Here is a 13,915-nt window from a genome sequence, read left to right on the forward strand (position 1 = left end):
TTCCGCCCCCATGCAGGTCCTGGAGGCTGTCATGGCCGGGTTGCGGCGCTGGGCGGTTGCCCTGTGAGTGCGCTCTCTCCCGAACTGACCCACCGTGAGTCGACGGTCCCCCTGGCCATCTGCATCAAGCCGTTCCACGCCCACTACTTCTCCCGAACCGTGGGAACGCCCTTCCGAAGGCGCAAGGACGCCTTCGCCGGACTCCCCGGCCTTATGCCTCTAGTGCGGGCGGTCCTGGACACCAGCGCCGCCGAACGCAGCAAGGACCACCAGTTCCTGTTCACCCTCCTGGGCTCGGTACTGGCCAACAACGCCCTCGCCCACGCTCTGTCGAGTGAGCACGGCAGCACCTACTCACTCACCGTGGACAGGGGCGCGACCGGGACGACGCTGACCTGCCAGGACCAGGACACCCGTCACCTCATGGCCCCCGGCCCGCTCACCGCCAGCAACTTGGACCCCCTCGGCCCCACCACTGGCCAGGGGATCGGTTTGGGGCTGATCAACGCCTTGGCGGACCGGTGCGGAGACAACGACGACTCGAAGCTCCGGCAGGTCTGGTTCCACCTGTCCCACTCCCTGGCTGACAGCCCCCGGACGCGGATCAACACCGAAGAAGCTGAGGTGGAGTGCTGATGTTGGACGTCGACACCAGGGACATGCTGGCCGTTGCCGAGGACGCCCTGACCGCGCCCACCCATCTCACTCCCGCGCAGCTGGATGTGTGGCACAACCACACCCTTCGCAACCGCATCCCCCTGGTACTGGAGGCCCTGCGGATCGCCCGGGAGGAGAGCGACGCCGAGGTGGCGATGCAGCTGATCGACCAGGCCATCCACGACCACCCCGCACCCACCCGGGTTCCCGGCAACAGGCCGGTAGCGAGCGCGGTCCCGAAGCAGAGCGACCCCTGCGAGAGTCTCCCGGTTCCCGAACACGTGCTCTGCGCCCTGCTGCACAAGCACTGGAACATGACCATCGAAGGCAAGCACCCGAACGAGGTCTACGTGGCGCGCCGTCCCTTGGGTTGGACCGGTGACGGTGACCCCTTTGAACGCATCACCGCACCCAATCGCACCGAACTCCTGCGGCTCCTCGCCCACCGGCACCTGGGCGTCCACAGGAGCGATCCCGAACCTCCGCCCGCTGCCTGAGAGCCCCCGAAGCCCTTCCATGAAAAAGCTCTGGCGGGTGCGACAACACCCCCAGAGCAGGCCGACAAGCACCACCCCGTTGAAGAGAAGAGATTGCCGACATGCCCATTGTGCCGCACACCCATGCCCCCAACCACTCGATCACCCCACCCGCCGTGCCTCGGTGGGAGTGCCGCGTCTACCCGGGCCAGCTCACCCAGATCCGCCAGGTCCGCGCCGACCTTGCCGTGGACCTCAACCGGATGACCAGCCTTCCGGTCGAGGCGCGGGAGGAGATGGTGTTGTGTCTGAGCGAGATGTTCGCCAACGCCTGCGAGCACTCCCGTTCGGGGCAGGACCCCGACGGACAGGTCGTGCGGACCCTGGAACTGCCCCGTCCGGGCACGGTCCGTGTCTCGATCATCGATGACGGCACCCGCACCAACACCACCTCGGACTCTTCTCCGAAGGTTCCGCGTCGTCGTACGCGCAAGGGGTGGAATCAGGCCGAACGTGGCCGGGGCCTGCTGCTGCTCGGTCACCTCGCCACCCGGTGGGGGATCCGGCCGGTGCTGGACTTCCCGTTCTGCGCCGGGCTGGGCACTGTGATCTGGGCCGAGTTCACCCACCCCGCACTGGCCTGCGGTGGGGACACCTGTGGCGGGGCTGCACGATGAGCGGATCTCAGGTCAGCGCGCAGATCCGGTCGGTCCTGACCGCACCCCGAGGCCACCGCTTCCCCCGGACGAACGCACGTTCACCCCGGCCCGCCGTCCCGGCCCTGCAATCAGAGTCCGCCTGGACCGAGACGCATCAGGACCGCCAGGAACGCCTTCTACGCCAGATGGGCGACAACCCCCGGGGGGCCTACATGCTCGAACACGGCCCCGTCCCGCACTGGGTGCGCGTGGCTCGCCAGCACCGCGAGCAGGCCGCGCAAAAAGCGGCCGAGGCCGCATCCCTTGCCGAGCCGGAACCCGCTTTGCCCCGGGGCCGCCACAGGGCACCTCGCCCGTGGTGGGGATGGCCCGCCACCGCCATCGGTTCCACCCTCCTCCTGGGCCTGAACACCCTGGAAGTCCTGGGTCAGAACCTCACCCACCACACCGGCATCCTGACCTGAACCGACCGGAGGTCGGGGCCCGGAACTCACCGGGCCCCGACCGTCCCCGCTTGCGAGAAGCAGAACGGCCCCCAGAGAGTTCTGAGGGCCGCCGGGTCCCCCACAGGCGCGGGGGCAGTCTCGTTGGCCTGCGCGTTCACGAGCGCTGAGGCGTCATTTCCGCGCGTAACTGAGAATCAGCTGTTACACCCAATCCCACATGTGCACCTCCACAAGTCGACGGAATCATAGCCCAACTCCGTCAGACTAACTACTTCTCGCGAATGTGGGCAATCGCGGCTATCAGAAATAGAGGCGCATTTTCTGGGTGATTGCCTCGGTGTCCGCTCGGCTGGTATCGGTAAGCTGCGGCTTTCCACTCTGTGAGGAAGCGACGGCCCCGAGCATTTTCGGCCACGTGGTCGCAGCTGAAGGAGCACTGCGGAGGGAGCTCGCTCCGAGGGTCGCCCCCCGCGTTACCCTCCACGCCATGCTCTTGGACTCGATCACCCTCCAGGCCGACGACCCCTCCATCCTGGCCCGCTTCTGGTCGCATGCCCTGAGGGTGCCGATCGTGCGTGGAGAGCCATTCGGCCTGCTGCTCCCGACCTCGGGTGTGCCGCTACGCGTCATGGCGGTCCCGACCTCCACACCTCGGTCCGCGACGGCCATCACGCGGCTGCACCTCGACCTCAACGGCGGGAGCGACCACCGGTCCTGGGCCCGAACCCTGTGCTCCCTGGGCGCCTCCCCCTGCGACGTGGGGCAGGGGGACGCTGCATGGGAGGTGCTGGCCGACGTCGAGGGAAACCTGTTCTGCGTGATGCCCGGCGATCGCTATGAGCAGGCAGGAGCCGGACTGGGATCACTGCCAGTGGACTCCGCGCGCCCTCGGTCTGATCGGGACTTCTGGGCCCGGATCACCGGCTGGACACCCGCCGAGGGGAATGCACCGGAGCTGCGTCCCCCGCACGGTCTCGGCATCCACTTGGCGTTCTGTGACGAGCTCGGCCCCAAGCCCGCGGCCGAACCGAACCTCATGGGCCTGGCCCTGCGTCTCGACGAGGACGAACGGGAGGCCGACGCCCTGGAACTGTTGGTGAAAAGGGGCGCGGTTCGTGTGGAAACCGAGGACGAGGCCCCCTGGCATCTGCTGACCGATCCTTCGGGGAACGAGTTCAGGCTTCTGAAAGCGCCGATCTGAGTTCTCGTGTTCGGGCCGTGAGTGGGCGATCGGTATCGGATACCCGCGATGCCGTATTCAGCCTGATGAGCGGTGTACTTCGCCGACAGTGCTCGAACGAAGGGGCCAATGATATCTGTGTCCGTTTTCCGGCAACGTGCAGAAATGACAGGTCGTCCCCGCAAACCACCGAGCCCCCGAGGGCATCCCACGGAGTGACATCCCCCGACCTTGGAGCACCCATGGCCCACACGTCCTCCGGTGACAGCAGCCCCGGAGCCGCCCTCACCGTCGCCATCCTCACGCTCGTGTGCTGCAACCTGATCGGCGGCGTCGTCGGCGTGGCCTTCGCGGCGGTGGCGATGGGCAAGGAGGACGAGGAGGAACGGGCCCGCTTCACCGGCTACGCCTGGACCGCGATCGTCGTCGGTCTGGTGCTGAGCGGGCTGGGGATCCTCCTGATCCTCTGAACCGGGACGGCGAGGGACCGCGCGCGGTCCCTCGCCGCCGGTCAGGCAGCCTTGCTCGTGCTCACCGTCAGCCGTTCGCGGGAGTCGTTGACATCCACCCGGATGGAGTCCCCCTCGGTCAGCTCGCCCGAGAGCAGCTCGCGGGCGAGCGGGTCGCCGATGCTGGACTGCACCAGGCGGCGCAGCGGGCGGGCGCCGTAGTTCGGGTCGTAGCCGGTCAGGGCGAGCCACTCCCGGGCCGCCGGGGTCACGTCCAGCGACAACTGCCGGTCGGCCAGACGCCGGGCCAGCTTGTCCACCTGGAGGTCGACGATCCGGGTCAGGTCCTCCGTGGACAGCGCGTCGAACATGATCACGTCGTCCAGCCGGTTGAGGAACTCCGGCTTGAACGTGGCCCGCACGACGTCCATGACGCGTTCCCTGCGGGTGGCCTCCTCCAGTGACTGGTCCACCAGGAACGGGGAACCGAGGTTGGAGGTGAGGATGAGGATGGTGTTGCGGAAGTCCACCTGACGGCCCTGGCCGTCGGTGAGGCGCCCGTCGTCCAACACCTGAAGCAGGGTGTCGAACACCTCCAGGTGGGCCTTCTCCACCTCGTCCAGCAGCACCACCGTGTACGGGCGGCGCCGCACGGCCTCGGTGAGCTGGCCGCCCTCCTCGTAGCCCACGTACCCGGGGGGCGCGCCCACGAGCCGGGACACCGAGTGCTTCTCCGAGTACTCGCTCATGTCGATACGCACGATCGCGCGCTCGTCGTCGAACAGGAACTCGGCCAGGGCCTTGGCCAGCTCGGTCTTGCCCACACCGGTCGGGCCGAGGAACAGGAACGAACCCGTGGGGCGGTCCGGGTCGGAGATGCCCGCCCGGGCCCGACGCACCGCGTCGGACACCGCCTGCACGGCGTCCTTCTGGCCGATCAGCCGCTGCCCCAGCTCGACCTCCATGCGGAGCAGCTTGGAGGTCTCGCCCTCCATCAGCCGACCCACGGGGATGCCGGTCCACGCGGAGACGACGTCGGCGATCTCGTCGGCGCCCACCTCGTCCTTGACCATGGTGTCGCCGGTGGTGGCCTCGGCGTTCTCCTCGGCCTTCGACGCCTCCTCAACCTGCTTCTCCAGCTGCGGGATGTCCCCGTACATCAGCCGGGAGGCCTCCTCGAAGCGGCCCTCGCGCTCGGCCAGCTCGGCCTTGGTGCGCATCTCGTCCAACTGGCCCTTGAGGTCACCGACCCGGTTCAGCCCGGCCTTCTCCTGCTCCCACCGGGCCACCAGCCCGGTGAGCTGCTCCTGGCGGTCGGCGAGGTCGGCGCGCAGCCGCTCCAGCCGCTGCTGGCTCGCGGGGTCGGACTCCTTGTCGAGCGCCATCTCCTCCATCTTGAGGCGGTCCACCGTGCGGCGCAGTTCGTCGATCTCCACGGGGCTGGAGTCGATCTCCATACGCAGCCGGGACGCCGCCTCGTCGATGAGGTCGATCGCCTTGTCGGGCAGGAACCGCGCGGTGATGTAGCGGTCGGACAGAGTCGCGGCGGCCACCAGGGCGGAGTCCGAGATCTGCACCTTGTGGTGCGCCTCGTAGCGCCCCTTGAGGCCGCGCAGGATCGCGATGGTGTCCGTGGCCGACGGCTCACCCACCATGACCTGCTGGAAGCGGCGCTCCAGCGCGGGGTCCTTCTCGATCTTCTCCCGGTACTCGTCCAGGGTGGTGGCGCCCACCATGCGCAGCTCGCCCCGGGCCAGCATCGGCTTGAGCATGTTGCCCGCGTCCATGGCGCCCTCGGCCGCGCCCGCCCCCACCATGGTGTGGAGTTCGTCGATGAACGTGATGACCTGGCCCTCGGACTCCTTGATCTCCGAGAGCACCGCCTTCAGCCGCTCCTCGAACTCGCCCCGGTACTTGGCGCCCGCCACCATCGCGGACAGGTCGAGGCTGATCAGGCGCTTTCCGAGCAGCGACTGCGGGACGTCACCGGCCACGATGCGCTGGGCCAGGCCCTCGACCACGGCGGTCTTGCCCACGCCGGGTTCGCCGATGAGCACGGGGTTGTTCTTCGTACGCCGGCTCAGGACCTGGATGACCCGGCGGATCTCCCCGTCACGTCCGATGACCGGGTCCACCTTGCCCTCCCGGGCGCGCTCGGTGAGGTCGACACCGAACTTCTCCAGCGACTGGTAGGTGTCCTCGGGGTTCTCCGAAGTGACCTTGCCGGTGCCGCGCACCCGCTCGAAGGCCTCCAGCAGCGTGTCCGGCGCCGCCCCGGCCTCGTTGAGCAACCGGGCCGCCTCACCGCCGTCGGTGGCCAGACCGACCAGCAGGTGCTCGGTGGAGACGTACTCGTCCTCCATCTGCTGCGCGCGCTGGGCCGCGGTGTTGATGGAGACGATGAGCTGGCGCGAGGAGGTCGGGGAACTGACCGTCGAACCGGCCGCCTTGGGCAGGGCGCCGATGGCGGACTCGACCTTGTCCTTGAGCTGGTCGGGGCTGGCGCCGACCTCCTTGAGCAGCGGTCGGGTGATGCCCTCGGCCTGGTCGAGCAGGGCGTTCAGCAGGTGCAGCGGCTCGGTCTGCGGGCTGCCGTCGGCGGTGGCCTCACGGATCGCCGCGGCCAGGGCCTCCTGGCTCTTCCGCGTGAGCTTGTAGTTCACGTCCGGTTACTCCTTCCACATAAATAGTTACTCAGAGTGATCACTTGGGGCCGAACTCGCCGGGTCCCGCATCGCGGTTCCCGTCTGTCAGCCCTGGGCCGGACCGCCCGTCTCGGGTTCGTCCCGGCCGCCGGGGCCACTCTGGCCGCCCGCCCCGCCCTGGCGGCCCTGGTCCGGGTGCTCGCCGTCGGGCTCGGCGGTGTTGAAGATCGTGACGCGGGTGCGGCGCACCAGCTCCCCGCGTACCGGCCCGCCCTCGGGACGGGCCGGACGGCCCCGCCGGGACACCGCCCGGCGGGCCGCCTCAAGCTCGTTGGCCAGGTGGAACGCCTGCTCGCGCAGCTGCTCCACCTCGTGCTGCAACTCCAGGATCCGCTTGATGCCGGCGAGGTTGATGCCCTCCTCCTGCGACAGGCGCTGCACCTCGCGCAGCGTCCGTACGTCGCGCATGGAGTACCGGCGGCCCCGGCCGGAGGTACGGCCCGGAGACACGATCCCGAGCCGGTCGTACTGCCGCAGCGTCTGCGGATGCATCCCGGCCAGCTCAGCGGCCACCGAGATCACGTAGACCGGTGCGTCGGCGCCGAAGGCAGGATCGTTCACGTTGTTCACGCGCCCTTCGCCCGCGCCTCGAGCCCGTCGCGCGGGTCGTAGTCGGAGGTCGCCGCGCGGAACTTCTCCAGAGCCTCGCGGGCGTCGCCGTTGAGTGTCTTGGGCACGTCCACCTCGAAGGTGACGAGCATGTTGCCCGTGGTGCCGTCCTTGCGGGTGGCGCCCTTGCCGCGGACCCGCAGCGTGTGCCCGTTCTGGGTGCCCGGCGGCACCTTCACGGTCACGGGGAAGCCGCTGAGGGTGGGGACCCGGACCTCGGCGCCCAGGGCCGCCTCGGGGAAGGTCACCGGGACCGTGATGGTGACGTTGTCGCCGTTCCTGCCGAACACCGGGTGTCCCTTCACGTGGACGACGACGTAGAGGTCACCGTTGGGGCCGCCGTGCTCGCCGGGGGCGCCCTTGCCCTTGATACGGATGCGCTGGCCGTCGCTGACCCCGGCCGGGATGCGGGTCTGTATGGTGCGGGTGCTCTTGCCTCGCCCGCTGCCGGTGCAGGTGGGGCAGGGGTCGTCGACCACGAGGCCGCGTCCCTTGCACTCGCTGCACGGCTCGGACAGCGAGAAGCCACCCAGGTTGGTGCTGTCGTGTCCGGTGCCGCTGCACTTGGGACACATGCGCGGGGCCGTGCCGGCGCGCGCTCCCGTGCCCTTGCACGTGGGGCACGGGGCCTCGCTGCTCAGCTGGAACGAACGGGTCACCCCGTCCGCGGCCTCGCGGAAGGTCAGTGTCGCCTCGGTCTCGACGTCGGCGCCCCGCCTGCTGCGGGTGGCGGTGCCGCCCCGCCCGCGGTTGCCGAACAGTCCGCCGAAGATGTCGCTCAGGCGCTCGCCGCCCGCGGCCCCTCCGCCGGAGCTCTGACCGAAGATGTCGCTCATGTCGAACCCGCCGGGACCGGCGCCGCCGGGCCGGTACGACCCGCCGAACATGGAGCGCGCCTCGTCGTACTCCTTACGGCGCTTCTCGTCCGACAGGACGTTGTACGCCTCGGAGATCTCCTTGAAGCGGTCCTCGGCCTTGGGGTCGTCGGTGTTCGCGTCCGGGTGGTTCTCCCGGGCCAACTTGCGGTAGGACGACTTGATCTCGTCCTTGGAGGCCGTCTTTGAGACTCCCAGGACCTTGTAGTAGTCCTTCTCCAGGTAGTCCTTGGTGCTCATCGACTGGTGCCTTCTCCCGCTGGTGCCGGTTGCGTCCGATGTTTCCACGTGGCCCCGCACCGCTGGGGTGCCGGGGGCGGCCCGGGGCCGTGACCGACGCTCTCACGTCGGCCACGGCCGGGTCCATGCCTGCCTGCTCGAGGCAGGCGTTACTGCTTGTCCTCGCCGTTCTCGGCGGTGGAGTCGTCGGCGTCCGAGGATGGGGCGGCGGACTCGTCGTCCCCCGCGCCCTCCAGCGGCTCGCCGACCACCACGCGGGCGGGGCGCAGAACCCGCTCACCCATGCGGTACCCAGGCTGGAACACCTCGATCACCGTCTGGACGGAGATGTTCGGAACCGGGACCAGGGTGAGCGCCTCGTGGACGTTCGGGTCGAACTCGTCGCCCTGCTCGGCGTACTTCTCCAGGCCCAGCTTGGTGGCCGTGGCCTCCAGGGCCTCACCCACCGCCTTGAACCCGCCGTTGAGCTCGTCGTGCTCACGGGCCCGACCGATGTCGTCCAGGATCGGCAGGAGTTCTCCGACGACCTGGGCGGTGGCGACCTCACGGACGGCCACGCGGTCGCGCTCGACACGCTTGCGGTAGTTGGCGTACTCCGCCTGCACCCGCTTGATGTCGTTGGTGAGCTCGATGACCCGCTCGTCCGCGTTGATCGCCTCGGTCACCACGGACTCCGGGGTGTCCGGAACCTCGGGGACGTCCTCGATCTCGACCTCGACGACCTCGGGCTCCTCCTCGGCGGCCGTGGTCTCCTCGGCGGACGCACCCTCGGGGGTGCGGGCCTCGCCGGTCTCCGGGTCGACCTTGCGGTTGTCCCGGATCACCGGACCCTGGTTCTCGTCACCCGAGTCGGGGTTGTTCTTGTCCTTGTCCGACGGCGCCATGTCCGACGTTCCCTCCTTCCTCGCCTCTCACCGGTCCTCGGGGGTCAGGACCCCTGGTTGCCCTTGCCGTTGTCCTCGTCGACGATCTCGGCGTCGACGACGTCCGCGTCCTCGGTGGAGGAGTCGGCGTTCTCGGAACCGGGCTGAGCGGCGCCCTCACCCTGCTGGCCCTGGCTGTAGATCGCGGAACCGATCTTCTGGCTGGCCAGCGCGACCTTCTCGCTCGCGGAGCGGATGGCCTCGGTGTCGGTGCCCTCCAGGGCGGTCTTCAGCTCGGCGACGGCGGCCTCGGTCTCGGAACGCACGTCCGCCGGGACCTTGTCCTCGTTGTCCTTGATGACCTTCTCGGTCTGGTAGACGAGGGACTCGGCGTTGTTGCGGACCTCGGCCTCCTCGCGGCGCTTGCGGTCCTCCTCGGCGTACTGCTCGGCGTCGCGGACCATCTGGTCGATGTCGTCCTTGGACATCGCCGAACCACCGGAGATGGTGACGGACTGCTCCTTGCCGGTGCCCAGGTCCTTCGCGGTGACGCTGACGATGCCGTTGGCGTCGATGTCGAAGGCGACCTCGATCTGCGGGACGCCGCGCGGCGCCGGGGGCAGACCGGTCAGGTCGAAGACGCCCAGCTTCTTGTTGTACTGGGCGATGTCACGCTCGCCCTGGTACACCTGGATCTGCACGGACGGCTGGTTGTCGTCGGCCGTCGTGAAGATCTCGGAGCGCTTGGTCGGGATGGTCGTGTTGCGCTCGATGAGCTTGGTGAACACGCCGCCCTTGGTCTCGATGCCCAGGGAGAGCGGGGTGACGTCCAGCAGCAGGACGTCCTTGACCTCGCCCTTGAGCACACCGGCCTGGAGCGCGGCGCCGATGGCCACGACCTCGTCCGGGTTGACGCCCTTGTTGGGGTCCTGGCCGCCGGTCATCTCCTTGACCAGCTCGGCGATGGCGGGCATACGGGTCGACCCGCCGACCAGGACCACGTGGTGGATCTGGTCCAGGCTGATCCCGGCGTCCTTGATGACCTGCTGGAACGGGGTCTTGGTCCGCTCGACCAGGTCGGCGGTCAGGCGCTGGAACTCGGCGCGGGTGAGCTTCTCGTCCAGGTGCAGCGGACCCTCGGCCGAGGCCGTGATGTAGGGCAGGTTGATCTGCGTCTCGCTGGAGCTGGAGAGCTCGATCTTGGCCTTCTCGGCGGCCTCGCGCAGACGCTGGAGCGCCATCTTGTCCTTGGCGAGGTCGACGCCGTTGGAGTTCTTGAACTTCTCGACCAGCCAGTCGACGATCGCCTGGTCCCAGTCGTCGCCGCCGAGGTGGTTGTCGCCGTTGGTCGCCTTGACCTCCACGACGCCGTCGCCCACCTCGAGGAGGGAGACGTCGAAGGTGCCGCCACCGAGGTCGTAGACGAGGATCGTCGCCTCGTCCTCCTTCTCCAGGTGGTAGGCGAGCGCGGCCGAGGTGGGCTCGTTGATGATGCGCAGGACGTTCAGGCCCGCGATCGTGCCGGCCTCCTTGGTGGCCTGGCGCTGCGAGTCGCTGAAGTAGGCCGGGACGGTGATGACCGCGTCGGTCACGTCCTCGCCCAGGTAGGCCTCGGCGTCGCGCTTGAGCTTCTGGAGGATGAAGGCGCTGATCTGCTGCGGGTTGAAGGTCTTGTCGTCGATCTGCACCGACCAGTCGGTGCCGATGTGACGCTTCACCGAGCGGATGGTCCGGTCGACGTTGGTGACGGCCTGACGCTTGGCCACCTCGCCGACGAGCACCTCGCCGTTCTTGGCGAAGGCCACGACCGAGGGGGTGGTGCGGGAGCCCTCGGCGTTGGTGATGACCGTCGGCTCGCCACCCTCAAGGACCGCGACACACGAGTTCGTCGTACCGAGGTCGATTCCGACCGCACGTGCCATGGTTGTTTCCTCCGTCAAAGTTGAGTCGTTCAGGCGTAATTTTGCTTCGTCGGGTTGGGGCTGTCAAGTCAGTTGAGTCGACCCCACTCAAGTTGCTTCCTACGCCCTGACAACGGGTGGCCGCGCGGGGATGTTCCCGACCTGGGCCGATTTCACGAGGGGAACGGATGAACCCCGGGAGAACTCGGGGACATCCTTGACCTGGAAACCAGGGATGCCGGGGGCGTCTCGGGGTCGCCTCCGGGGGTCTCGGCGGGGCGGGCGGAGTGGCGTGCCGCGACACGGCGGGGGGTTCTCCCGGGGGTCGGGTGGCCCGTGTCGTGCCCCCGGTCCGCTTTGATGGGGGTGTGCGGTGTGTTCGGGGTGTCCGGTTCGCACCCGCGTGAACCGGGTCGCGTCGCGACTGGCTACCGTGGGCACCCGCCGCCGCGCGGGTGGACTCCGGGTCGGTGGCCGCCGTGCTATTACTCGCTAGTAACATCAATAGGGACCACCGGTGTGTGGCGCACCGGTAGACGGAAGCAGGATGGGAGGCCACGGACGATGCATCCTCTGTACTTGACGCTGGGCATCATCACCTCGGTCTTCGCCGTGGTCGCGTTCACCTTGTTCGGTCTGGCCATTCGCCAGATCGTGCGAACCGTGGGTGTCGGCCGAACGGTGGAGCCGGAGCGGAAGGGACCGTTCGGACAACGGTTCACGATGACGCTCATCGAGATCCTCGGACACACGAGGATGCTGAAGCGGCCGTGGGTCGGTGTGGCCCACTGGTTCGTGATGGTCTCCTTCCCGCTGCTGGTCTTCACGGTGATCGAGGCGCAGGGTGAGGTCTTCTACCCGCACTTCAAGCTGCCGCTGATCCACGACTGGGTCCTCTACGGCCTGGCCATCGAGGTCATCGCCGGGGCCAGCCTCGTCAGCATCATCGGTCTGACGGTCTACCGCCTGCTGAACGGGCCCCACCGCAAGGGCCGGGACTCCCGCTTCTACAACTCCAAGACGTGGACCGCGTACTACGTCGAGGCCTACCTGTGGGCCCTGCTGATCTCGATCTTCGTGATCCGCGGTCTCAAGGTCGCCATCGAGGACTTCCCGTTCCCGGTCTGGGCCACCCCGATCTCCCACGCCGTCGGAGCGATCCTGCCGACCGACGTCGCCGTGGCCGAGCCCGCCATCGCCCTGGTCGCCGCGTTCAAGCTGATCATCAGCTACGCGTTCTTCGCGATCCTGTACTTCAAGCTCACCATGGGCATCGGCTGGCACCGTTTCATCGCGCCGTTCAACATCTACTTCAAGCGCAACGCCGACGGCACCCCGACCCTCGGCGCCGCCAAGCAGATGATGGACAAGTCCGGCACCAAGCCCCTCGACTTCGAGGAGGCCGACCCGGACGAGGACCCGTTCGGCGCGGGCAAGCTGGAGGACTTCACCTGGAAGGGCCTCCTGGACTTCACCAGCTGCACCGAGTGCGGCCGCTGCCAGTCCCAGTGCCCCGCCTGGAACACCGGCAAGCCGCTCTCTCCCAAGAAGGTCATCCTCGACCTCCAGAAGCACACCTACGAGAAGGCCCCCTACCTCCTCAAGGGCATCACCGAGGAGACCATCGCCGAGGGCGCCGACGACAGCCACGCCGGAGTCGACGTCCTCGCCCTCCTCAACAAGCCGCTGGTCGGCACCGAGGAGGAGGGTGGCGTCATCCACCCCGACGAGCTGTGGGCCTGCACCAACTGCGGTGCGTGCGTGGAGCAGTGCCCGGTCGACATCGAGCACATCGACCACATCCTGGACATGCGCCGCTACCAGGTCATGGTCGAGTCCAACTTCCCGTCCGAGGCCAACACCCTGCTCAAGAACCTTGAGAACAAGGGCAACCCGTGGGGCATGGCCGAGGACCGGCGCATGGACTGGATCGAGGAGCTCGCCTCCCAGGAGAACCCGGTCGAGGTCCCGGTCGTCGAGGACAAGCTCCCCGAGGGCACGGAGTACCTGTTCTGGGTCGGCTGCGCCGGCGCCCTGGAGGACCGCGCCAAGAAGACCACGAAGGCCATCGCCGAGCTGCTGGACATCGCGGGCGTGAAGTTCGCCGTCCTGGGCGGCATGGAGGCCTGCACCGGTGACCCGGCGCGCCGCCTCGGCATGGAGTACGTCTTCCAGATGCTGGCCCAGCAGAACGTCGAGACGCTCAACGAGGCCGGGGTCACGAAGATCGTGGCCAGCTGCCCGCACTGCTTCAACACGCTGGCCAAGGAGTACCCGCAGCTGGGCGGCACCTACGAGGTGATCCACCACAGCCAGCTCCTGGCCAAGCTGGTTGAGGAGGGGCAGCTCACCCCGGTGAACTCGATCGACGAGAACATCACCTACCACGACCCGTGCTTCCTGGGCCGCCACAACAAGGTGTACACGCCCCCGCGCGACATCATGGCGCAGGTGCCCGGCGTCAAGACGCAGGAGATGCACCGCCACAAGGAGCGCGGCTTCTGCTGTGGCGCCGGTGGTGCCCGCATGTGGATGGAGGAGCGGATCGGCAAGCGCATCAACACCGAGCGTGTGGACGAGGCGCTGACCACGAACCCGGACACCGTCTCCACCGCTTGCCCGTTCTGCCAGGTCATGCTCGGTGACGCGATCAACGAGAAGAAGTCGTCGGGCGAGGCCAAGGAGTCGCTGGAGGTCGTCGACGTCTCCCAGCTGCTGCTGCGTTCGGTCAAGGGTGAGAACCCGGCCCCGGGCGAGGAGAAGGAGACCGCCGACGCCCAGTAGCCGTCCTTCGCCGGGGTGGGTCCCGGTGCGGTGAGGGCCGCGATCAGAGTTCGGGAGGGGGCGGGGTGCCA

At 68.3% G+C, this 13,915-nt stretch carries 12 protein-coding genes; 7 read left to right on the top strand and 5 right to left on the bottom strand.

What is annotated here, in order from left to right:
* Window positions 1-63 precede the first annotated feature (63 nt).
* The 6 genes from BDW27_RS23235 (at window position 64) to BDW27_RS23260 (ending at window position 3,888) form a co-directional block, all read left to right on the top strand.
* Window positions 64-636 (top strand): ATP-binding protein, encoded by a 573-nt coding sequence (locus BDW27_RS23235; protein WP_110051715.1) that lies wholly within the window; start codon window positions 64-66, stop codon window positions 634-636.
* The gene (locus BDW27_RS23240) at window positions 636-1,154 is read left to right on the top strand and encodes a hypothetical protein (protein WP_110051717.1); all 519 of its coding nucleotides are present in this window, start codon (window positions 636-638) and stop codon (window positions 1,152-1,154) included. The genes BDW27_RS23235 and BDW27_RS23240 overlap by 1 nt, the downstream gene beginning before the upstream one ends.
* A gap of 101 nt (window positions 1,155-1,255) precedes the next feature.
* Window positions 1,256-1,810 carry an ATP-binding protein gene (locus tag BDW27_RS23245; RefSeq protein ID WP_110051719.1) on the top strand — a complete coding sequence of 185 codons (555 nt, stop codon included), beginning with the start codon at window positions 1,256-1,258 and terminating at the stop codon, window positions 1,808-1,810.
* Window positions 1,807-2,256, top strand: a complete 450-nt coding sequence (locus BDW27_RS27890; protein WP_233515895.1) for a hypothetical protein — start codon at window positions 1,807-1,809, stop codon at window positions 2,254-2,256. Before BDW27_RS23245 ends, BDW27_RS27890 begins: the two co-directional genes overlap by 4 nt.
* Before the next feature lie 469 nt (window positions 2,257-2,725).
* A complete protein-coding gene (locus tag BDW27_RS23255; protein WP_110051722.1) occupies window positions 2,726-3,439 on the top strand; it encodes a VOC family protein in 714 nt (237 codons plus the stop codon).
* Window positions 3,440-3,660: 221 nt separating this feature from the next.
* Complete coding sequence (locus BDW27_RS23260) at window positions 3,661-3,888, top strand: hypothetical protein (RefSeq protein WP_049566710.1); 228 nt, start codon at window positions 3,661-3,663, stop codon at window positions 3,886-3,888.
* A gap of 41 nt (window positions 3,889-3,929) precedes the next feature.
* On the opposite strand, the gene clpB is transcribed toward BDW27_RS23260, so the two are convergent.
* From clpB to dnaK, 5 genes are all read right to left on the bottom strand, one after another.
* Window positions 3,930-6,530 (bottom strand): ATP-dependent chaperone ClpB, encoded by a 2,601-nt coding sequence (gene clpB / locus BDW27_RS23265; RefSeq protein WP_110051724.1) that lies wholly within the window; start codon window positions 6,528-6,530, stop codon window positions 3,930-3,932.
* Window positions 6,531-6,617: 87 nt separating this feature from the next.
* Entirely contained in the window at window positions 6,618-7,142 is a 525-nt protein-coding gene (locus BDW27_RS23270; protein WP_017544278.1) for a heat shock protein transcriptional repressor HspR, read from the bottom strand.
* Window positions 7,139-8,296, bottom strand: coding sequence for a molecular chaperone DnaJ (gene dnaJ, locus BDW27_RS23275; protein WP_017544277.1), 1,158 nt, complete (start codon window positions 8,294-8,296; stop codon window positions 7,139-7,141). The genes BDW27_RS23270 and dnaJ overlap by 4 nt, the downstream gene beginning before the upstream one ends.
* Before the next feature lie 149 nt (window positions 8,297-8,445).
* A complete protein-coding gene (gene grpE, locus BDW27_RS23280) occupies window positions 8,446-9,180 on the bottom strand; it encodes a nucleotide exchange factor GrpE (RefSeq protein WP_017544276.1) in 735 nt (244 codons plus the stop codon).
* Between the two features lie 44 nt (window positions 9,181-9,224).
* Window positions 9,225-11,081: a molecular chaperone DnaK gene (gene dnaK, locus BDW27_RS23285; RefSeq protein WP_017544275.1), complete on the bottom strand. Its 1,857-nt coding sequence runs from the start codon at window positions 11,079-11,081 to the stop codon at window positions 9,225-9,227.
* 543 nt (window positions 11,082-11,624) lie between these two features.
* Between dnaK and BDW27_RS23290 the strand changes: the two genes are divergently transcribed.
* On the top strand, window positions 11,625-13,844 hold the full coding sequence (locus BDW27_RS23290; RefSeq protein WP_017544274.1) for a (Fe-S)-binding protein: 2,220 nt from the start codon (window positions 11,625-11,627) through the stop codon (window positions 13,842-13,844).
* Window positions 13,845-13,915 lie beyond the last annotated feature (71 nt).

It is taken from the genome of Nocardiopsis sp. L17-MgMaSL7, from assembly GCF_003182025.1.
Lineage (GTDB): Bacteria > Actinomycetota > Actinomycetes > Streptosporangiales > Streptosporangiaceae > Nocardiopsis > Nocardiopsis prasina.